Genomic DNA, 21,409 nt, shown 5'->3' on the forward strand with positions numbered 1-21,409 from the left:
CTTATGGATGCCTTGACCCTTCTCCAAAAGCGAAATTCTGCGCCAAAATTGACTGAACCGGGGCCAACCCCGGACGAAATAAACACCTTGATTCGAGCAGCACTGCGGGCGCCTGACCACGCCCGATTGCGGCCCTGGCGTTTTCTGCTGATTGAGGGGCAGGCGCGACACCACCTAGGCGACGTATTCGCGCGCGCCCTGCAGCGCCGCAACCCAGAGGCCGGCGAGGCCGATCTGGACAAGGCGCGCAGCAAAGCGCTGCGGGCACCACTGATTATCGCGGTGGTTACGGTCTACACTGAGCACCCCAAAGTTCCCTTGTTAGAACAGCAGCTCTCTGCTGGCTGCGCCGCTCACAGTATATTGTTGGCCGCTGAGGCCTTGGGTTACGCCGGTATCTGGCGCACAGGCGCAAACGCCTTCGACCCGAAGGTATTGGCGGAGCTAAACCTCGCAGAAAACGAAACGCTGGTCGGCTACCTTTATATTGGTAGTCGCGACGGCCGCGCTAAACCCCTGCCAAATTACGACAGCGCCGACTTTGTTTCTTATTGGCAGGCTGATGAATAACGCCCAATCACGTGGAGCGACCATGCAAACCTTTGAAACGCTTACCCTCAGTATTGAAAATCATATCGCCCATGTAGAGTTGAATCGGCCGGATAAGGCCAATGCGATGAACCTTCCAATGTGGGGCGAGCTGCAGACCTGTTTTGAGTCGCTGTCCGATGATCCCGAGGTCCGTGTGGTTGTACTCAGTGGCGCGGGCAAGCACTTCTGCTCTGGTATAGACCTGGATATGTTTGCCGCTATCGCCAATGACAGTCAGAGTGAGCCGGCCCGCAAGGCAGAGCAATTGCGTCAAACCATATTGCGTCTACAGGATAACCTCAGTGCCATAGAGAAATGCCGCAAGCCGGTATTGGCAGCGATTCACGGCAGCTGTGTCGGCGGTGGTATCGATATGGTGAGCTGCTGCGATATGCGCTACTGCGCACAAGGCACTACTTTTTCCATTAAAGAAATCGATATCGGTATGACCGCCGATGTGGGTACCTTGCAGCGCCTTCCCCACATTATTCCCCAGGGTGTTGTGCGTGAGCTGGCTTATACGGGCAGAAATGTTGAAGCGAGCGAAGCGCGTGATATCGGTCTGGTCAATGCGGTCTATGAAAATCGCGAAGCGCTGCTGGAAGGCGTAATGGGCATTGCCGCTGATATTGCCAGCAAATCCCCCTTGGCCATTCGCGGTACCAAGGAAATGCTGGTATATACCCGGGACCACTCGGTGGCTGATGGCCTGAACTTTATTGCGACCTGGAATGCTGGCATGTTAAGTCAGGCCGATGTGATGGCTGCACTGACCGCTCGTATGGAAAAGAAAGTGGCAAAGTTTGACAGCTAGCGTGACCGTTCGCATCACTGTGTATGCGGAGCGGTTTGCTATCATAACAACGACTATAAACGAGCGATCTGCGGTTTGATCAAACAGAAAAACATGACCATTTTCAGCACGCCGCTGATTTCCCAGCTTTTGCGTCTGGTGTCATTCATCGGCCTGAAACTCACCGGTTGGAAGACAGTTGGTGAACCGCCTAAGCAAGATAAATACGTGATGATCGCGATACCTCACACCAGCAACTGGGATTTTCTGGTGATGCTGACGGTGGTGCTGAAATACAAGCTGGATGTTCACTGGATGGGAAAGCACACCCTGTTCCCGGCGCCGATACGTTGGCTTGTGCGCTGGATGGGGGGAATCCCGATCGACCGCCGCTCAGCGCAAAATACCGTTGAGCAGGTAGCTGAGGCTTTTCACCGATCAGAAGAGCTGGTTCTACTGATCACGCCCGAGGGCACCCGCCGCAAGGTGGATAGTCTAAAGGCCGGTTTTTACCATATTGCCACGCGCGTCAATGTGCCCATTCAGCTTGCCTACCTCGATGCCAAAACCAAGGTTGTTGGTTTCGGTCCTCTCGTTCACCCGACGGGTGACTACGAAAAAGACGTTAAAGAGATACTTGCCTTTTACAGTGACAAGCAAGGTCTCCGCTCTGAATTTGATATGGACGGCTGAAGATACAGCCGCCAGAAAGCTGTTAGAGGAAGGGAAATGCACAAACTGTTTGTGATGTTGCTGGGGCTATCTCTGGCGACGAGTGGCTTTGTGGCCGCCAACACGCCAGAAGATATTCGCGCTGCCACGGAAACCGTCGATACCGCCGCGATTTCGGCGGAAAACCCGGATAACTGGTTGGGCCACGGCAATGATTACCGCGAGCAGCGCTACAGCCAGCTTGATCAGATCAACGAGGCCACGGTAGGCGATCTCGGGTTGGCCTGGTCCTTCGACACAGATTTCAATCGCGGGCTGGAAGCAACGCCGATCGTGGTCGATGGTGTTATGTTTGTTACCGGCAACTGGAGCGTTGTCTACGCGCTGGATGCGAAGACCGGCAAGTTGCTCTGGAAGTATGATCCTGAGGTGCCCCGCGAGTGGGCAAAAATGGCCTGCTGCGATGTGGTGAACCGCGGAGTGGCGGTTTACCGGGGCAAGGTTATTTTCGGCACGCTCGATGCGCGCCTAATCGCATTGGATGCGGCCACCGGTGAAAAACACTGGGAAGTCCAGGCCGCAGACATCAAGCAATACCCCTATACCATTACCGGTGCGCCGCGTGTATTTAAAGACAAGGTGATCATCGGTAACGGCGGCGCCGAATACGGTGTACGCGGCTTTGTCAGTGCTTTCGATGTGAATACCGGCGAGGAGCTGTGGCGCTTTTACACCGTGCCGGGCAACCCGGCCGACGGATTCGAAAATGAGGCCATGGAGCGCGCTGCCGACACCTGGACGGGTGAATGGTGGAAGATGGGCGGCGGCGGTACCGTCTGGGATTCCATCGTCTACGACCCTGAGCTCGACCAACTCTATATTGGTGTTGGTAACGGCTCTCCGTGGAACCACAAAATTCGCAGCCCGGAAGGCGGCGACAATCTCTACCTTTCCTCTATCGTCGCGCTGAACCCGGATACCGGTGAATACCTGTGGCACTACCAGCAAACACCTGGGGAAAGCTGGGATTTCACCGCTACCCAGCACATCATGCTGGCGGATATGGAATGGCAGGGCGAAGCCCGCAAGGTGCTGTGGCAGGCTCCGAAAAATGGTTTCTTCTTCATTATAGATCGCAGTAACGGAAAGCTGTTGTCTGCAGAGCCTTATGCCCGAGTTAACTGGGCAACCCACTATGACATGGAAACGGGCCGCCCGGTGGAAACTGACCGCGCGCGCTACCAAGACAAACCTGAATTTATCCGGCCGTCTTCAATGGGAGCCCACAATTGGCACCCGATGGCCTACAGCCCCAAAACCGGACTGGTGTACATTCCGGCAATAGATGCCTTGTTCAAATACGGTGATGCCAAGGATTACTTGCACAAGTGGGGGCATTGGAACCTCGGGGTACCCTTGGAGCAGGATGCAGCTCCCAACCATATTCTCGCCCAGCTGATGCTGAAGAAAGTGACCACGGGCTCGCTGCTTGCGTGGGATCCAAAAACTCAGTCAGCCGCCTGGTCTGTGCCTTACCAGCGCCCCTGGAACGGTGGCGTATTGGCTACTGCGGGCAATCTGGTATTTCAAGGGACGGCGACTGGCGAGTTTCGAGCCTACCGGGCCGACAACGGTGAGCAGATGTGGTCCTTCGATGCCCGCACCGCTGTCATAGCCTCGCCGGTAAGCTATACCGTTGGCGGTGAGCAGTATGTGACGGTGCTCGCCGGGCAGGGCGGTGCATTTGGTTTGATCGCTGGTTACGAACAGGAGGGTGGCATTCCTCCCAGTCGTGTACTGACCTTCAAACTGGGCGCAAATAAAACTCTGCCGGCGAACCCTGAAAAAGTCCTGTTCGAGGCGCCAGCGCCTGAAGAAGTTACCGATGAAGAGTTGGCGAGGGGACGAACGCTATTCCATGAGTACTGCGCCGGTTGTCACGGCACTGATGCCGTATCCAATGGCGCGATCCCGGATCTGAGGCACCTGCCGCCGGTGTTCTACGAAAACTTCGACGCCATCGTTCTCGACGGCATGATGCGCAAGGCCGGTATGGTGGGTTTCAGTGACGTGCTCAGTAAAGACGATTCCCGTGTAATTAAAGCCTATGTGCTGACTCAGGCAGAAGCAGATCGGAAAATCCGCGAAACACCGAGCTGGTGGATGTCGATCAAGATGGTGTTTTTCCAAACGATCGCCAATATTCTCGGCTGGATTATGGATAAAGTCTGACCGAAATGCTCAGGCGCGCAGTATTCTGGCTGCGCGCCCTTCCGTAATACCTTCCCCAAACTGTCATAAAGCTGATTCGTCTTATCGCGTCTAATTTCCTGAATCCAGGGCGGTTCTTCCTCTCATATTCATCAAAATGTTCTTTTCCCACTGAGCCGCCTTTCAAAGGTTTCACATTACTGTCGTGTGGCTGACATAAATACGTCACACATCCCCATTAACCTCTGCCGCAGTTACAGACATGGAGGCGTGGGTTGAAAACATGGAGCAACCCCGCGAGTAACTGAACGACCAATTACACAGTCTTTCTCAGTTGGGAGCAGCATAAATGTTGAAACGAGTCATGATATCCACCGTAGTGGCCGGCGCTCTGGTCGGTTGTACCGACAGCGGTGACGTAAACCTTTCACCCACCAATATCAGCGGTTCCGGTTCCGGTGGCAGCACAGCTGGCAGCAATGTCTGTGCAAGCTACACAGAGTCAGGTCAGACTTTCCAAGGGTCATTTGACGGCACAAACTGTATTTACTCTTCGCTTTTCTCAAGCAGCAGCAAGCCGATCACTGTTGATTCTGTAACCTTTTCAAACTTCGGCGGCAAGCACATCTTCGAAGACAGCCTGTTTATCGGTGAAGACGTCAACGCGAGCGCAGCTCAAGCTGGCAAGCGCATTCCCCAGGAAGGCGAGGGCACCCGCCTGAACATCGCCGCTGGTGTGACCATGGTCTTCAAGAATACCGACGGTTATGTTCGCATTGCTCGCGGCTCGCAGATCTTTGCAGAAGGCACGGCTAATAGCCCGATTGTTTTCACTTCTGATGAAGACGCTATTCTCGGAACGGCAACAGAAAGCGATCGCGGTCAATGGGGCGGTATCCAGATTAACGGTAATGGCCGCACCAACAAGTGTCACGACGGTACCAGCACCGGTTCTGGCTTTGCGTCCAAAGGCAGCACCAGTGACTTTGCCGCTACCGCAAACAATGTACACAACTGCCACGTAACAGCTGAAGGTCGTCCTGCGACTTACGGTGGCAACAACAACGCCGAAAATTCCGGTGTCCTGAAATACGTTGTCATCAAGCACGCTGGCTTTGAAGTGGTAGACGGTGATGAGCTGAATGCCCTGACCCTGAACGCGGTTGGTAGCGGCACCACCATCAGCCATGTACAAACCTACACCTCGCAGGATGATGGTTTCGAAATGTTCGGCGGTGCGGTGAACATGGATCACATTGTGGCTGTGAACGTAGGTGATGACTCCATCGACTACTCTGAAGGCTACAATGGCGACATCCAATACGCTGTGGTAGTGCACACTTCGGGCGCTAACCGTTGTATCGAGGGTGATAACACGGGCGGCAGCCGAGACGATGGCTTCACTCCGACCACCAAACTGCGTATTTCCAACCTGACCTGTGTCACCAGCAACGTCGGCGAAAATGCAGGCACAAACCCCAGTGGTAAGGGTAGCTCGGAAGGCCCGCTGTATCGGGAAGGTGCCTTCTTTGAAATGTATAACTCGCTGGTAACGTCCTACGCAACCTCAATGGCGAGCAATGAGTGTCTCGAGCTGGATGACTCAGAAGGCCCCCAAACCATTGACGCGGCGCAGGCTGGCACCAGCAAAGCTTCCAGCAACGTTATTGCCTGTGGCGAAGCTACAAAAGTGGGTGCAGATGCCGCAAACGCTGGCTTTGATCTGGTCAACTGGCTGGCTGGTGGCGGCGTCAACGCGCAAACTCCTGCCAACAGCAATACCAATAACGTACTGATTACCGGTTCCGATGTGGCTGCCGACGCAATTGGGTCTGTTCTGGAAGGCACTGCTGGATCGCGCGCCTACCTGACGGCTGCGAGTATTAAAAATGGTTCCGGCACACAGGTATTTGATCAGTCCACTCAACTGTTTGACGCATCTACTCTGGGGTCGATTTTCAAGAAACCGACTTATCTGGGCGGCGCCAACAGCGGTGACAACTGGCTGGACGGTTGGACTGTCGGCTTCGACAAGTCTTTCACTCCGTAACCCTCTGTTGAAACACGACCGGCTGGGAGGGCGCTTTAGCGCCCTCTCTTTCAGCCAAACAATCAGACTCTTCAGAATTGTGGGTTACTTATCATGAAACTATTTAAACGAAGCCGTTTGTCGCAGGCCATCCTGCTTGGCACCGTCTTCGGATCAGGCACAGTGCTGGCGCAGCAGGACGAGGGCTACAAGCCCGAGATTGCCGCGCCGGGGCCGATCGAAGAAGTGGTGGTGACCGGGCGCTTGAAAAGCGTTGCCGCGTCCATTGTCGATGAGCGGATTGAGATTCCATTCTCGGCAGATTTTCTGGGATTTGAAGCTATTGCCCGCGCGGGTGATTCCACCATCGCCGGTGCGCTGCGCCGACTGCCCGGTCTGACACTGATCGACAACAAGTTTGTTTATATTCGCGGGCTGGGTGAGCGCTACTCCAGTGTTACGGTTAACGGTGCGGTTGTGCCGTCACCCGATCTGGCGCGCAGTGTTATCCCGCTCGATCTATTCCCGACCTCTATTGTTGAATCCATCAAGGTGCAGAAGGCTTTCGGTTCATCGACACCAGCTAACTTTGGCGGCGGTGCCATTGATGTTCGGACTAAAACCTTTCCGAAGGCGCCGCTGATAAGTTTCAGTGTGGGCACGGGCGGAAACAACATTAGCCATAAAGGCCTGGAATACAATGACAGCAGCATCAAGCCTCTGCCTGATGAAATTGCCGGCGCTATCGCGCGCTATCAGGGTGATATTTCCCAGAGTAATATCTTCAACACCGAGAACGACGCCGGAAACAACACCACGGCACAGCAGGCCGAGCAGATCCAGCGGAACCTGATGCTGGCCCTGCCGCGCAAAATCGGCATGGGTGAAAGTCTCGATAACAAACCCGACACGGATTACAAGCTTGCGCTGGGTAATTCCTGGGATGTGGGTTATCAGTGGTTGGTCGGTGGTTCGCTCAGCGCGTCTATCGGCGAAAAGTTTCGTAACAAGGATCAGATGAAGCGTGAAATTGGTAACCCCGATGAGCGTTTTTCAGATATCCGTCGTACCACAGAGGAAGAGCGCGAAACTTACTCGGCAACACTGGGAGCCGAATATGGCAATACCCATGCGGTTGGCTTGAGCTACTTCGACATTCAACACGATGTCAAAGACGCGAGTATTTCCAGAGGCTTTGATTCCAACAACACGCCCGCTGATGGCAGACAGATTATCGGCTACCAGACACGGACCGAAGAGCGCGCTCTGGAAATGTACCAGCTGACCGGTGAGCATAGCTTTGAAGGTCTGGAGTACCTCTATAACTGGAGCGAACATCTGGCATTTTTGGAGCCGCTGCGGTTTTCCTGGTTTTACTCGGACGCGCAGGTCACTACCGATGTGCCTAACCAGACCAACTACAATGGCTCTACGAATCTTGCCACCGGATTTACCCAGATTTCTCCGGCCCCTGCAGCCGGTCAGCATACCTTTCTAGAGCTGGAAGACGAGGAAGAGAGCTGGGGTGGCAGCTTTGAGTTGCCGGTCTATCTGGATCAAACCGAGGTCACGGTGAAGGCCGGCTACGCCGCGTCTGAAAAATTTCGGGAGTACTACCAGTACACATTTAATGTGAGCACGACCGGGCTTTCCAGCTCGGTGCTGGCAGGTGGCCCCGGTCGCGTCATGTCAGACTCGGTGCTGGGAGACCTCGATAATAATTTTAAAGCATCCCTGGGTAGTAACTTCGGCACAGAAAGCTATGTCGCGGCGCGCAAGCTGAACGCTTACTTCGGTGAGATGGACGTGCGCCTCAGTGAGAAATGGCGGGTTACCGTCGGCTCACGCTGGGAAGAGTACAAACAGGCGCTGCTGACGGTAGATCTGTTGGACTTCAGCGGTGCTGCAGTTCAAGCGCAGATTCAGGCGCTGCAAGACCCCAATCAGCGTTTTGCCTTTATCGAAGATGACTGGTATCACTCGGCAGCTCTGACCTTCTCTGACTACGGCCTGTTTGGCTCAGAGGAATACCAGTTGCGTGCGAGCTATGCGCAAACCGTGGTTCGCCCCGATCTGCGTGAAACGGCGCAAGTGGTCTATATCGATCCGCAGATTAACCAGCGGGTGCGCGGTAATCCTTTTGTAGAGAAATCTGACATCGATCATCTGGATCTTCGCGCAGAGTTCTTCTACGAGAACGGTGACAACTTTACCGTGTCTCTGTTCTACAAGGATATCAGTGCGCCGATCGAGACGGTTCGCCAGCCAGGCTCAGACGACAACGTAGTGCTGACCTACGAGAATGCCAAATCCGGTGACATCTATGGTGTCGAGGTTGAGGGGCTGCTGACAGTGCCTGCTGACCTGATCGGTATCGACGGCTTCTTTGTGTCGGGCAATATGGCGTTGAGTGATTCTGAAGTAGAGATTGATACCACCAACAACGTGTTGACCAATGAGACGCGCCGGCTGACTGGCCACTCCGAGTACGTGATGAACGCCCAGCTGGGTTACGATTCACCGGGCGGTATTCACAGTGCCTCATTGATCTACAACGTGTTTGGTGAGCGCATCTATTTTGCCGGAGTGGCGGGCAATGACGATGCCTTCGAGCAGCCTTTCCACTCGCTGGATCTGACCTACACGTTCTATCCGACGGAAACCCTGTCTTTCAGCCTGAAAGTTCAGAACATTCTGGAGGAAGAGCGTGAGTTCGAGCAGAAGAACTCCTCTGGCCGTAACGTCACGATCCTTGAGCAGGAAGTTGGCCGCAGCTGGGGCTTGAGCGCCAAGTGGAGCTACTAACGCTCACTGCACTCAAGTGAAGCACCCCGGGTGGTTATGCCATCCGGGTTTTTTGTTTTAGGCTCCTGATTTTTGCGGCAGGGCGGGAAGTGCCCCGCTTCTCAGTTGTCGTCGGCCCCTGTGCCGGGTGTACGCAGAATCAACAGGCCACCGCTGACCACTAGCGCAATGCCCAGCACGGTTGGGGTGTCCGGGATGACACCCCAGATCATCCAGTCCAGCAAGCCGCTGAAGACCAGCGCGAAATAGCTGGTGGGCGCCAGTATTGACGAGGGCACATAGGCAAAGGCCTTGGTGTAAATAACAAAGGTGCCGTACATAACAACGCCAACGTAGGCCAGCCAGGGCAGGGCATCGATCGGGATCGGCTGGTAGTTGAGCGCAAAGAAGGGTAGTACGAACAGCAGTGAGATCGTGAAATAGTAGAACAGTATCCGGCTTTCCGGTTCGGTGCGTGCCAACTCCCGGGTGCCGACCATGGAGATGGCAAGCCCGACGCCCGAGCTCAGGGCAATCAACTGCCATAGGCTAATCCCGTCGAAGGTGGGGCGCAGGACCAGCGTCACGCCGGCAAACCCAATGATCAAAGGGAACAGGCGGGCAACCGGTATGGCGCTGCGATACCAGACCAGTATCACCAGCGGGACGAGCAGTGGGGCTGTGTTGCGAAACAGGGTCGCTTCTACCAGTGGCATATGCTGCATGGCCAGATAGTAGGTATAAAAGCAGGCGCAGCCGCTGACGCCGCGAACAATATGGGTAATCGGGCGCTTGGTCAGTACCGCGCGTTTGCCATTGCGCAGCCACCAGGGCAGAACCATCACAAAGCAGATCAGGTATTGGGCCAGTACGATCGCCGAGATATGCACCTGGCTGCTCAGGTGCTTGCCCGCAGCCGCGACGGTGCTGCCGAGAAATACGGTCAGAATGCCGAGGCCTACGCCTAGGGCAAATTGTCGGGGGTTGGCAGCGTTGATAGTTGTTGTCCGTTGCACAGACTTTGTGCGTTAAGCCCGGCTTTCTTAATTGCTTTGGAAAGGTAGACTGTTCTCTTCGAGTGGCAAGTGTAAGGGTAAGTGATGTCTTTGTGGAAGCAGTCTGCAACCGTGGAAGAGCTTAATCGAATGCAGAGTGGCAGTATCGCCAGTTATCTGGGCATTGAATTTGTGGATATTGGCGACGACTATCTGGTGGCAACGCTGCCGGTGGACGAGCGCACCCGTCAGCCCTTTGGTCTGTTGCATGGCGGCGCTTCTGTCGTGCTGTCGGAAACGATGGGCAGTGTCGGTGGCTTTCTTGCCGCAGACCCGGGGTCAATCGTAGTCGGCCTGGAAGTGAACGCCAATCACCTGCGTTCGGCGACCGAGGGGCGCGTCACAGGAACTTGCAGGTCTTTGCATATCGGGCGTACTACACAGGTATGGGAAACCCAGATACATGACGCAAAAGAGCGGCTGATCTGTGTGTCTCGTTTAACTGTGGTGGTGAAAGCGCCTAGAACCTAGACGCCCTGCAGTTTCCGCACCGCCTCAACTTCAAGGTCCTGCAGGTCTTCGAGAATGCCATCGAGCACCTTGCTGATTTTGGTGCAGGTGCGGATGGTTTCTATTTGCGGCCAGGCGGCGCGTTCGCCTTCGCGCATCAGGCCGACCAGCTCCTCTTCCGAGAGTTTGGCCAGCAGCTTGCGCAGATCGTAGAAGCGAAAGCTGGGTACTATATTAATATCCCCGGAATACTCCTGCTTGGCCAGGCTGTGCATGCTGTTGAGCACCATATTGACCCTGGGCATATCCTGCAGGTAGTTCTGGGAAATAAAGCGCTGGGCGTCCAACACTTCGGTCAGGGCAGCGCGGCCGATGCCGGTAAAAACGGTAGACAGGCCACCGCGTTTTTTCTTGCGGCTGATAAAGGGCAGTACCACCGGGTTGATCTGGCTGACCAGAAAATGATTGACGCCGTACATGCGTGACAGGCGCTTGGCGGGCAGGTCGTCGGAAATCGAGCCATCAATCCACTTGCGTGAGGCCAGATAAGGCTGGCTGTCGCCGTAGACATTTTTTGCCTGCAGGCTGACCGGCGGGTAAACGCCTGGTACCGCACAGGAGGCCAGCACCGCTGTGCGGATGTAGACGTTGGGCGAGGCGATGGCATTTAGCAGACGTGAGGTCTGGTGCGGCTCCGCCGGCGCGATGGAGATACAGATATTGCGCCCGGTTTTGCGGTAGGCCTCTTCAAAGGTCATGTCCGGAATCAGGCGCGCGATCAGGTTTTGCAGATCGTGGATATCGATGTTGGCGCGGGTGCCCCGGAACATGCGGTTAAACCAGCTCGCTTCCTGCTTGGCCTCGAACGCGAGGTGCTTCGCGTCCATAAACTGTTCCATTTCATCGTCGTTGTGCGTGCCCAGTACGGCGGCGACAATGGAGCCGGCGCTCGAACCGGAAATTACATTGGGCAACAGGCCCTGTTCCAACAGCGCTTTGACCACGCCAATATGGTAGAAACCGAGGGCGCCACCACCACTGAGCATAAGTGCCGAGCGGCCATAACACTGGCTGGCGCGGTTGAAGAAGTCGAGCTTGTCTTCAAAGCTGATCTTGGGGTTGTTGGTGGTCGCGATGTGCTGCAGGGCTTCGGCAATTTCATCGACATAACTTTCGATGAGATGCTTGGTTCCGAATTTGGATCGGGAGTGCACGGCGGCTTTACCCATCCCGGCCATATTGCCGTGAATTCCTTCGTTCAGGGTAAACAGCAGGCCGATATCATCCTGTCGGCTGCGCAGCGCTCGCAGCCTGTCCAGACGATAGCGGATGGAGACGTGATCATAGAGACGGGTTTGGTCCATCTTGCGCCACTGGCTGAGACCGACCAGATCGTCCCAGGCTTGAGCTGCCTGAGCCCACTGCTCGTAGGTTTCGGCGCTGCGAAGTCGCTCTTCAAGCTGTTTGCGTCGTCTCATTGGTAACTGCACATCGTCATCCTGTGTAATATTGACACGCGAAACATTGTAGAGGGTCTAACAGTTGAATAACAGCCGCCCTAACCACACTTGCTCGCCTTTAAGGAAAAATGCCAGCACATTGTTGCTGCTTTGTGAAATAGTGTGATTTACGGTGAAGTCGCTCACCCTCGCGATTTGACTTGCGTATAATTACCGCTCGCATTACCGTCAGGGAAGAATCTATGGGCTCCGAATCCTTCATGGCTGAAAAATTACCGCAACGTCGTCGACCTCTGCAGATGGCCGAACTGGGGGTGCGCGGCTCGGTGCGTCTGTTGCAGACCTGTGCTGCTGTCTATCCAAAGGCCTTGCGCTGGTTGATTGACTGGCGGGTTCCCGCACCCGCAGAGATGCGCGAGCTGTTTGAATCGCTAGGCGTCACCTATATCAAATTTGGTCAATTTATCGCCAGCTCGCCCTCTATATTCCCGAAGGAGTATGTCGACGAGTTTCAGAAATGCCTTGATCAGACCCCGGCAATTCCCTTCCGTAAGGTAAAGGCCATTATCGAGGACGATCTGGGCAAACCGCTGGATCGGGTATTTGAGCATATCAGCCCTCAGCCGCTGGCATCGGCGTCCATCGCTCAGGTTCATGCCGCGACTCTTCTCAGTGGGGAGCAGGTTGTGGTCAAGGTGCAAAAGCCGGGTGTCAAAGCGACCCTGACCACGGATCTGAATACGGTTTATCTTGTTACCCGCTTGTTCGAACGAATTATCCCCAACCTGGATCGGGGCTCTATTGCCGACCTGGTGGAAGAGATGTACCAGGCGATGCTGGATGAATGTGACTTCGTCAAGGAAGCCGACAATCTGGTTCATTTTGAGCGATTTCTCACCGGGGCGGGTAATACCAGCGTGGTGGTGCCGAAGCCCTATCTGGAGGCCAGCAACGAACGGGTGCTGACCATGGAGCGTTTCTATGGCGTTGCACTGACCGATATTGAAGCGCTGAAGGCGTCCGGCCACGATGCGGCGGAAAGTCTGTTTAATGCCATGAATACCTGGTTTGCCAGCCTTACTCAGTGTGAGTTTTTCCACGCCGACCTGCACAGCGGCAACCTGATGCTGCTTAAAAACGGACAGGTCGGCTTCATCGACTTTGGTATGGTAGGGCGCATCAAGCCCAGCGTGTGGGAGGCCACCTTCAAGCTGTTTATGGCGGTCAGCGAGCAGGACTACCAGACAATGGCAGAATCCATGCTCGCCATTGGTGTTACCCGCAGTGAAGTGGATGTAAACGCCTTGGCTCGGGATATCGAGCATTTGTTTGGCCGGCTGGATGCCATGGACCCTGAATACCTGCTCGGCAGTGGTGGTTCTGAGCCCGATGGTGTTACCAGCCTGATGACCGAGCTGGGCGCCGTGGCCCGAGACTACGGTATCCGTTTTCCGCGCTCGTTTACGCTGCTGCTCAAGCAGTTTTTGTATTTTGATCGCTACATGGATTTGCTGGCACCCGGCGCCAATATGTTTGGAGACGACCGCGTTACCCTGTATCAGTAGGTCGCTCGCCTTTCGCGCTAAATTGCTGCTTGTTAATGGATTTTGGTCGGTGTCTGGTTTTCAATGACCCGACCATAACCACAACGAGCTTCAGCATGTCTTTCATTCTTGTCGACAAACCCCGTCCTCACGTTACCCGCATTACCCTCAACCGCCCTGAACGCATGAACGCCATGGCCTTCGATGTGATGGTGCCGTTAAAGGAAGCGCTGGAAGAAGTGGGCTTCGACAACGACACCCGCGTGGTCATTCTGACCGGCGCAGGCGACGGCTTCTGCTCCGGTGCGGATCTGGAAGATCCGGGTTATCTGCCGATCTTTGATGGTCTGACCATGCCGGGTATTGCCCGTCGCGCTATGCGCGTTCTGGACGATGTGATCAAAGCCATTCAGGATATGCCCCAGCCGGTAATCGGCGCCATAAATGGAGCGGCTATTGGCGGCGGTTTCTGTCTGGCGATGGCAACCGATATCCGACTTATGTCGGAAAAGGCCTATTTTCGTGCTGCGGGTATTAACAATGGTCTCACAGCCGCCGAGCTCGGTTTAAGCTATATGCTACCCAGAGCCATAGGCTCAAGCCGCGCCTTTGAGATCATGCTGTCCGGGCGAGACGTCAGTGCGCAAGAGGCCGATCGGATTGGGCTGGTTTCGCGGGCGGTGTCGGCAGATTCTCTGCTTGACGAGTGCTATGCGCTGGCTGAGCGTATCAGTGGTTTCAGTCAGATGGGCGTCGAAATGACCAAGCAGCTGATGTGGGCAGGGCTGGAGGCGAGCAGCAAACATGCTCATATGAATTATGAAGGGCACGCCCAACTGTTTGTTCGCATGACGACACAGAATTTTGAAGAGGCGATACGGGCGAGAAAAGATAATCGCAAGCCGGTATTCAAAGACGGCGCCTGAGGCAGGAGCAGTAATTTATTGGCATTTTTAATGGTTAAACCGCTCTGGTGCTTCCATTTTTGCAGTTAAGCCTGTGTCACGACTATAAATTTGTGTGAAATTGCGCTAGGCTCTAGGAGGGTGATTTTTAGCTATAAAATTACCGTAATTATTGACCAAGAGCAGATTACATGCGGGCTTGCCTGAAATATACAGCTTTAATCGCCATGCTGCTGATGGGCCGGCTGACGCACGCTATCGGTCTTGGCGATCCGCAATTGCGCTCGCATTTTGGCTCTCCGCTCGATTTAAGTATACCGGTACACCATGCAGCGGGCTTGACAGGCGATGACTTCCGTATTGCCGTGACAGCGATGAATGACGCTGTTTCCGGCAGCCCGCTGGATACGATGGTGGGTAGTAAATACCAAGTCAGTTATGACCCTGAAACCGAATCTGTCCGGCTTCGCTCGGATGAAGCGATCGTAGAACCGTACTTGGCTTTTACGCTGGTGTTGCGTTGGCCGCAGGGTTTTCTGAAACGTGATTATACGGTTCTGCTCGAATTTCCCGCATTCCATCGTTCAAAGCCAGTCACTCGCATCGCTGAAGGCGCTGGAAAAGAATCAACTGTTGATAAGTCGTCAGCAGAGCAATCAACTGCCTCTGCGCTTGATCCTGCGCAGCGGGATTTGGCCTTGCCCAAGCAAAAACAAGAGACCCAAGAGACCATAGCTGAGCGACCAGCTGTTGCTATAGAGCCGGGTCACTATCGCGTTCAGCGAGGTGATTCGCTCTGGGGGCTGGCGAATGATCTCTCGCGACAGCACGACGGTAATCGGGCTCAGTGGATGGCCAGCCTGTTCCAGGAAAACCCCAAGGCGTTTATGGGTGGTCAACCGAGCCGACTCAAAGAAGCTTATCTGCTAGTTGTTCCGGCAACCTGTTCCGATACCAGAATGGTGTTGGGTGACAGCTTTAGTAACGGGTATCGGCTGGTTAACGATCAAGAGCTACCTGCAGTGTCTGAGGTGGCGGTAATAGAAGCGGCTCCTGCCGAAGTCTCTCCCGAATTAGCGGAGCCGGCACAGTCACCTGAAGCTAGTGACGCACCAATGCTCATTGATGAGCAGGCGACTCCGGCAGTCGCGGATGATTCCTCCGGTCTTGCGACGGAAACTCTCCCTGTTGGTGAGGGCGCGCTGACGGCGGCTCAGCCCGCTCTTGCTTCCAAGCAGGATGCACCCGCGTCAGCGTCTCAGGTCGAGCATGCTTTACAGCGGGTCGAAGAGCTGGAGCGGCAGCTGGCCAAGGCACTGGCTTTGATGGCTCAGCAGGAGCAGCAAGCTCAGCAGGCGACGCCGGCGGCGGCTGAGCCACCGGCTCAGGTTGTTTCGGCCAAGCCTATGCTGGCTGATATGTCAGGGCCGGCTTACCTTCTTCATTCAATCGGTTGGCTGTCAGCGGGCATGCTGCTGGTATTTGGCTACATGCTGTATCGCGATCGCCGAGATTCCAGAATTCGACTGCGTCGTATCAGATAAAATCCAGAAGGGCTTTGTTGCTGTGTATGAGTAGCATTGTTTCGATGGTGGCCCATTACTCCTATCCATAAAAAAACCCGGCTAAAAGCCGGGTTTTTTTATGGATGGCGGTGAGGGAGGGATTCGAACCCTCGATACGTTGCCGTATACACACTTTCCAGGCGTGCTCCTTCAGCCACTCGGACACCTCACCAGGTCAATCTTTTGCGTATTTGTTCGGGTATTGCCTGTCTCCCAAATCCGCACGCCTGCGTGCTCGTTATCGCCCTGCAGGCGCTCTCTACGGTGACCTTCGAGTCAGCCACTCGGACACCTCACCGCAGAAGGGCCGCTACTCTATAGAAATGCCCGTTAAATGGCAATATGGGAAATCGCTTTCTCTGCGGCGGGCTGCCGAGGGTTGGGCTGTGTGATAAGCTTGCAGGCTTGATTTGACAGGTTTTTGAATGATGTTGAAGTGCGCGATTGTGCCGGTAACGGCCTATCAACAGAACTGCAGTATTCTGGTTTGTGAGGCCACAGGTAAGGCTGCGGTGGTCGACCCTGGTGGTGATCTGGATCGTATCAAGGCCGGCCTCGAACAGCTGGGTGGCACCTTGGAAAAGGTACTGCTGACTCACGGTCATATGGATCACTGCGCGGCAGCTGATGATATGCGCAAGGAGTTTGGCGTTCCCATCATCGGCCCACAGAAAGAAGACAGCTTCTGGATCGATAAGCTGCCGGAGTGGTGCCAGATGTCGGGGTTTCCGCACGCGGATGCTTTTGTGCCCGATCAGTGGTTGGATGACGGCGACACAGTGACAGTGGGGGAGCAAGCCCTGCAGGTTCGTCATTGTCCGGGGCATACGCCGGGGCACGTGATCTTTTTTCACGACGGCGTGCGTCTGGCAATTGTGGGCGATGTGCTGTTTCAAGGCTCGATCGGCCGCACGGACTTTCCCATGGGTAACCACGAGGAGTTGATCAGCTCCATTCAGCAAAAGCTCTGGCCGCTGGGTGATGACGTTACCTTTATTCCAGGGCATGGACCGACCTCTACCTTTGGGCAAGAGCGCAAGACCAATCCCTTCGTCGCAGATACGCGGTTCGGCTGATGACAAAAGATTCTCTGACCCACATAGACGCCCAGGGCAATGCCCAGATGGTGGATGTTACCGCCAAGGCGGTCACTGAGCGGGAGGCGCGAGCCCAGGCTTTAATCAGTATGAAGCCGGAAACCCTGTCTATGATTGTTAATGGTGAGCACAAGAAAGGAGATGTGCTGGCGGTCGCCCGTATTGCAGGTATTCAGGCGGCTAAAAAATGCTCCGATCTCATTCCCCTGTGCCACCCGCTGATGCTGACCTCGGTCAAGGTCGAACTGACCCCTGACCCAGACAACAATGCTGTGCGTATTGAGGCCCGCTGCAAGCTGGCTGGGCAGACCGGCGTGGAAATGGAAGCGCTGACGGCGGCCTCTGCGGCGGCCTTGACCATTTACGATATGTGCAAGGCGGTCGACAAAGGCATGGTTATCGGTGAGGTCAAGCTGCTGGAGAAACTGGGTGGCCGCTCCGGTCACTGGCAGGCGGCGACATGATTAAAGTGCTGTTTTTTGCCAAGTTGCGCGAGGCGCTGGGGCAATCCGAACTGCAGTGGCCGCTGGCCGCTGAAGCCAGCGTCGAGGACGTTCGCGCGGCATTGGTCGCTGAATACCCGCAGTGGCAAGAGGCGCTCTGTGCTTCCAATGTGCTGACGGCGCTGAATCAGGAAGTGGTTAACGCCAAGGCGCGGGTAAAGCCGGGTGATGAACTGGCCTTTTATCCGCCGGTCACCGGGGGCTGACGATGGGTAGTACGGCGCGGCTAAAAGTGCAGGTCGGTGCGGCAGATTTTGACGCCGGTGAAGAAATTCGGCTTGTTCAGGCTCTGACAGATTCGATTGGCGGTGTCGCCAGTTTTATCGGTGCCATGCGCAGCAGCAATGACGGCCGCAGGGTCGATGCCATGAGCCTGGAGCACTATCCGGGGATGACCGAAAAGGCGCTGGGCAGGATTGTTGACGAGGCTGCGAATCGCTGGCAGCTTCTTGGTGCGACGGTGATTCATCGGGTGGGAGAGTTTGTTCCTGGCGATCAGATCGTGTTGGTGGTTACTGCAGCCAGTCATCGCGGCGAGGCCTTTGCCGCCTGCGAGTTCATTATGGACTACCTGAAAACCCGCGCGCCGTTCTGGAAAAAGGAGCGCACCAGCGAGGGGGATTTCTGGGTTGAGGCGCGAGACAGCGATGAGCAGGCGGCTGATCGCTGGTAATGTCATTTAAACGGACGAGCTGAAAGGCCCGATCTGGAGGCTTGTACGGCCTTTGCTGCCATTAATTTTGGGTGTCAGGCGTGTATAATGCGCAGGCCTTATCTCACCTGTAAAAGGAATAATCATGAGCTTGGACAGCCGCGAATTTCGTAACGCTCTGGGGCGTTTTCCAACCGGTGTTTGTGTCATCACTGCAAACCCTGACGGCTATGAGCCTTTTGGCATGACGGTTAACTCGTTCGCTTCTGTGTCGCTTGACCCAGCGCTGGTTTTGTGGAGCCTGCAGAACGATTCTGAATGTTTCGAAGCCTTCGCCAAGGCAAAAAAATACGCCGTCAACATCCTCTCCCAGGAGCAGATGGATCTGTCCAACATGTACGCTAAAAAGGGCGATCACGCCCTCGACAAAGGCCACTATACCCTGGGCCGCCACGGCACGCCGATGATCAAGGGCGCCCTGACGACCTTTGAATGCGATATCTGGCAGCGCTATGAGGGCGGTGACCACGTGATTCTGGTTGGCAAGGTGCAGAGCATGGTCAACAGCAACAGTGACAAACCGCTGGTCTTCTTCTCGGGCAAATACCGCGAGCTGCGCTGATGAATTTTTGCAGTGAATGCGGAAAGCCGGTTGATAAACGCATCCCCGAAGGCGATGACAGACCCCGCTACATCTGCGATCACTGCAACATCATTCATTACCACAATCCGAAAGTGGTTGTGGGTTGCCTGATCACCTCCGGCGACCGGATTCTGCTGTGTCGCCGGGCTATCGAACCGCGCAAAAACTACTGGACCGTTCCTGCCGGCTTTATGGAAAACGGCGAAACCATGCTGCAGGGTGCCTTGCGTGAATCGCAGGAAGAAGCCTGTGCGGCTGTTGAGGGAGAAACCCTCTATCGGCTGTTCGATATTCCCCACATTAATCAGGTTTATGTGTTCTATCGCGGTGAACTGCGCGATGGTGCATTTGCCGCCGGTCCCGAAAGCCTGGATGTTCAGCTGTTTGATGAAAGCGAGATTCCCTGGCAGGAGATTGCCTTTCCCGTGGTGACTGACCTGCTGACGGAATACCTCGAAGATCGCAAAAACGGTGTCTACCCGGTCAGGGTAGATCAGCCCAGTCCATTGTGGGCTGAGCATACTGGCTGGAATAAACGCTAGAAATCTGTGTTGCCCGCAGGGCCACACTCCGGAAGAAGCCATTACTATAATGACGATCACGACCATCTCATTGCTTGCTGGTGCGCTAATCCTCGGTTTGATACTGGGTGTATTACTGGGCGATGTTCGGCGTCGCCGCAAAACGGATGAAGCCATTCGAGCAGTTGAAGTGGACGCCAGGGCTTACGCAATCAAACTGGAGGCGGCAACGGCCCAAAGCGAGCGCATGAACCGGGAGCTGGCTGAGTTGCGTCAGAAAAACCTGGAGGAGGCCAACGAAAACGCCCGTCTGGCAACGCGATTGGAAGAGCAGGCCAAGACGCATGATGAAAAAATGCGACTGCTGGAGCAGGCCAGAGACCAGCTGACGGCTCAGTTTAAACAACTCTCCGATTCCATCTTTGAGCAGAAACAGAAGACCTTTAACGAATCAAGTCGCCAGACGTTGGAAACCCTGCTGACGCCATTTCGAGATCAACTCAAGGAATTCCGGACGCGGGTGGATCATATTTATGACAAGGAATCCCGCGACCGCAGTACGCTGAAAGAACAGATAGCCCAGCTTCAGCAGGTCAATCAGCGCATGAGTGCCGAGGCGGTGAACCTCACCCGGGCTCTGAAAGGGGACAGCAAAACCCGAGGCAACTGGGGTGAAGTGATACTGGAGCGAGTGCTGGAAGAATCAGGCCTGCGCAAAGGGCACGAATATGAAACCCAGGCCAGCTTTACCCAGCAGGATGGCCGCCGTCTGCAGCCCGATGTCATTGTGCATCTGCCGGATGAAAAAGATATCGTCATCGACGCCAAGGTTTCGCTGGTGGCCTATGAACAGTACGTCAGCGCAGAGGAAGAAACCGAGCGCAAGCAGGCTTTGCAGGCCCATGTGCGCTCAGTGAAGCAGCATATCGACGGCCTCAGCCTCAAGTCCTATGAGCATATCAGCAGCATCAATTCACTGGATTTTGTGCTGATCTTCGTGCCAATTGAGTCGGCCTTTATGGCGGCCTTTGACGCCGACCCTGAATTGTTCCGCACCGCCTACGAGAAGAATATCATCGTGGTAAGCCCGACAACGCTGCTGGCAACCCTGCGCACGGTACAGAGCATCTGGCGTCACGAGCACCAGAACCGTAACGCAGAGACCATTGCCCGGGAGGCGGGTGGTCTTCACGACCAGTTTGTGATGATGCTGGCTTCGCTAGAGGATGTCGGCAAGCATCTGGATCGCAGCCGCGAAGCCTATGAAAAAACCCTCGACCGTATCAGTCGCGGCCGGGGTAATCTGGTACGCCGGGTGGAGAAGCTTGAAAAGCTCGGCGCCAAAGTCAAGCGGAGCCTGCCCAAGAAATATCAGGCAGAAGACGACATCGAATCACTGACGACAGACGACTAACGGAGCGGATAATGGCATTTCCCAAAGTTGGCAACATGGCCCCGGCCTTTACCCTGCTGGATCAGGATGGCAACAAAGTCTCGCTGAAAGACTTCAAGGGCAAGAAGAACGTTATTCTTTATTTCTACCCGCGGGCAATGACCCCGGGCTGCACGACGCAGGCCTGTGGTTTGAGAGATACCGACAAACAGCTCAAGAAGCACGATTGCGTGGTGCTGGGCGTCAGCTTTGATCCGCCCGCCAAATTGAAGCGCTTTCAGGAAAAGTACGATCTCAAGTTCACGCTGCTGTCTGATGAAGACCACAAGATCATCGATAAATACGGCTGTTGGCAGCTGAAAAAGTTTATGGGTAAAGAGAATATGGGAACGGTTCGCACCACCTTCGTCATTGGTAAGGATGGCCGCCTGCTGCATATTCTCGATAAATTCAAAACCAAGACCCACCACGACGACGTGCTAGCATGGGTCAGCGAAAATCTGTAAATCGCAACGCTACGTTTCCCGAATCGATCAGGTAA

Annotated in this window: 20 protein-coding genes and 1 tRNA gene; 18 read left to right on the plus strand and 3 right to left on the minus strand. The window is 55.0% G+C overall.

Annotated elements, in window-relative coordinates:
- Positions 1-3 precede the first annotated feature (3 nt).
- The 6 genes from ABY734_RS12325 to ABY734_RS12350 all read left to right on the plus strand — a co-directional run bounded on the left by ABY734_RS12325 (position 4) and on the right by ABY734_RS12350 (position 9,101).
- Entirely contained in the window at positions 4-570 is a 567-nt protein-coding gene (locus ABY734_RS12325) for a nitroreductase (RefSeq protein WP_372779521.1), read from the plus strand.
- Positions 571-592: 22 nt separating this feature from the next.
- Positions 593-1,405, plus strand: coding sequence for a crotonase/enoyl-CoA hydratase family protein (locus ABY734_RS12330; RefSeq protein WP_372779522.1), 813 nt, complete (start codon positions 593-595; stop codon positions 1,403-1,405).
- Positions 1,406-1,498: 93 nt separating this feature from the next.
- A complete protein-coding gene (locus tag ABY734_RS12335; RefSeq protein ID WP_372779524.1) occupies positions 1,499-2,077 on the plus strand; it encodes a lysophospholipid acyltransferase family protein in 579 nt (192 codons plus the stop codon).
- A 36-nt stretch (positions 2,078-2,113) separates the two neighbouring features.
- On the plus strand, positions 2,114-4,288 hold the full coding sequence (locus ABY734_RS12340) for a PQQ-dependent dehydrogenase, methanol/ethanol family (RefSeq protein WP_372779526.1): 2,175 nt from the start codon (positions 2,114-2,116) through the stop codon (positions 4,286-4,288).
- A 328-nt stretch (positions 4,289-4,616) separates the two neighbouring features.
- Positions 4,617-6,317, plus strand: coding sequence for a hypothetical protein (locus ABY734_RS12345; protein ID WP_372779528.1), 1,701 nt, complete (start codon positions 4,617-4,619; stop codon positions 6,315-6,317).
- Positions 6,318-6,410: 93 nt separating this feature from the next.
- Positions 6,411-9,101: a TonB-dependent receptor domain-containing protein gene (locus ABY734_RS12350; RefSeq protein WP_372779530.1), complete on the plus strand. Its 2,691-nt coding sequence runs from the start codon at positions 6,411-6,413 to the stop codon at positions 9,099-9,101.
- A 101-nt stretch (positions 9,102-9,202) separates the two neighbouring features.
- Here the strand turns inward: ABY734_RS12350 and ABY734_RS12355 are convergent, their stop codons facing one another.
- Complete coding sequence (locus ABY734_RS12355) at positions 9,203-10,096, minus strand: DMT family transporter (protein ID WP_372779532.1); 894 nt, start codon at positions 10,094-10,096, stop codon at positions 9,203-9,205.
- An 84-nt stretch (positions 10,097-10,180) separates the two neighbouring features.
- On the opposite strand from ABY734_RS12355, the gene ABY734_RS12360 reads away from it, so the two are divergent.
- A complete protein-coding gene (locus tag ABY734_RS12360) occupies positions 10,181-10,606 on the plus strand; it encodes a hotdog fold thioesterase (protein ID WP_372779533.1) in 426 nt (141 codons plus the stop codon).
- Here ABY734_RS12360 and ABY734_RS12365 read toward each other — a convergent pair.
- Positions 10,603-12,063 carry a DUF3336 domain-containing protein gene (locus tag ABY734_RS12365; RefSeq protein ID WP_372779534.1) on the minus strand — a complete coding sequence of 487 codons (1,461 nt, stop codon included), beginning with the start codon at positions 12,061-12,063 and terminating at the stop codon, positions 10,603-10,605. The genes ABY734_RS12360 and ABY734_RS12365 overlap by 4 nt on opposite strands.
- A 242-nt stretch (positions 12,064-12,305) precedes the next feature.
- Between ABY734_RS12365 and ABY734_RS12370 the strand changes: the two genes are divergently transcribed.
- From ABY734_RS12370 to ABY734_RS12380, 3 genes are all read left to right on the plus strand, one after another.
- Positions 12,306-13,610 carry an ABC1 kinase family protein gene (locus ABY734_RS12370; RefSeq protein ID WP_372779535.1) on the plus strand — a complete coding sequence of 435 codons (1,305 nt, stop codon included), beginning with the start codon at positions 12,306-12,308 and terminating at the stop codon, positions 13,608-13,610.
- 95 nt (positions 13,611-13,705) lie between these two features.
- Positions 13,706-14,515, plus strand: a complete 810-nt coding sequence (locus ABY734_RS12375; RefSeq protein ID WP_372779537.1) for an enoyl-CoA hydratase — start codon at positions 13,706-13,708, stop codon at positions 14,513-14,515.
- 170 nt (positions 14,516-14,685) lie between these two features.
- Positions 14,686-16,038, plus strand: coding sequence for a FimV family protein (locus ABY734_RS12380; protein WP_372779539.1), 1,353 nt, complete (start codon positions 14,686-14,688; stop codon positions 16,036-16,038).
- A 105-nt stretch (positions 16,039-16,143) separates the two neighbouring features.
- On the opposite strand, the gene ABY734_RS12385 is transcribed toward ABY734_RS12380, so the two are convergent.
- Positions 16,144-16,231: transfer RNA gene (locus tag ABY734_RS12385), tRNA-Ser, on the minus strand.
- Positions 16,232-16,490: 259 nt separating this feature from the next.
- On the opposite strand from ABY734_RS12385, the gene ABY734_RS12390 reads away from it, so the two are divergent.
- The 8 genes from ABY734_RS12390 to bcp all read left to right on the plus strand — a co-directional run bounded on the left by ABY734_RS12390 (position 16,491) and on the right by bcp (position 21,374).
- Positions 16,491-17,135, plus strand: a complete 645-nt coding sequence (locus ABY734_RS12390) for an MBL fold metallo-hydrolase (protein ID WP_372779558.1) — start codon at positions 16,491-16,493, stop codon at positions 17,133-17,135.
- A complete protein-coding gene (moaC, locus tag ABY734_RS12395) occupies positions 17,135-17,620 on the plus strand; it encodes a cyclic pyranopterin monophosphate synthase MoaC (RefSeq protein ID WP_372779540.1) in 486 nt (161 codons plus the stop codon). Before ABY734_RS12390 ends, moaC begins: the two co-directional genes overlap by 1 nt.
- Complete coding sequence (gene moaD, locus ABY734_RS12400) at positions 17,617-17,865, plus strand: molybdopterin converting factor subunit 1 (RefSeq protein ID WP_372779541.1); 249 nt, start codon at positions 17,617-17,619, stop codon at positions 17,863-17,865. Before moaC ends, moaD begins: the two co-directional genes overlap by 4 nt.
- A gap of 2 nt (positions 17,866-17,867) precedes the next feature.
- Positions 17,868-18,332 (plus strand): molybdopterin synthase catalytic subunit MoaE, encoded by a 465-nt coding sequence (gene moaE, locus ABY734_RS12405; RefSeq protein WP_372779542.1) that lies wholly within the window; start codon positions 17,868-17,870, stop codon positions 18,330-18,332.
- 124 nt (positions 18,333-18,456) lie between these two features.
- Positions 18,457-18,933 carry a flavin reductase family protein gene (locus tag ABY734_RS12410; protein ID WP_372779543.1) on the plus strand — a complete coding sequence of 159 codons (477 nt, stop codon included), beginning with the start codon at positions 18,457-18,459 and terminating at the stop codon, positions 18,931-18,933.
- A complete protein-coding gene (locus tag ABY734_RS12415) occupies positions 18,933-19,496 on the plus strand; it encodes an NUDIX hydrolase (RefSeq protein WP_372779545.1) in 564 nt (187 codons plus the stop codon). The genes ABY734_RS12410 and ABY734_RS12415 overlap by 1 nt, the downstream gene beginning before the upstream one ends.
- A 49-nt stretch (positions 19,497-19,545) precedes the next feature.
- Positions 19,546-20,889 (plus strand): DNA recombination protein RmuC, encoded by a 1,344-nt coding sequence (locus tag ABY734_RS12420; protein WP_372779547.1) that lies wholly within the window; start codon positions 19,546-19,548, stop codon positions 20,887-20,889.
- Positions 20,890-20,900: 11 nt separating this feature from the next.
- A complete protein-coding gene (gene bcp / locus ABY734_RS12425) occupies positions 20,901-21,374 on the plus strand; it encodes a thioredoxin-dependent thiol peroxidase (protein WP_372779549.1) in 474 nt (157 codons plus the stop codon).
- The last annotated feature ends 35 nt before the right edge of the window (positions 21,375-21,409 follow it).

The sequence above is a fragment of the Litorivivens sp. genome, assembly GCF_041624475.1.
GTDB lineage: Bacteria > Pseudomonadota > Gammaproteobacteria > Pseudomonadales > Spongiibacteraceae > Litorivivens.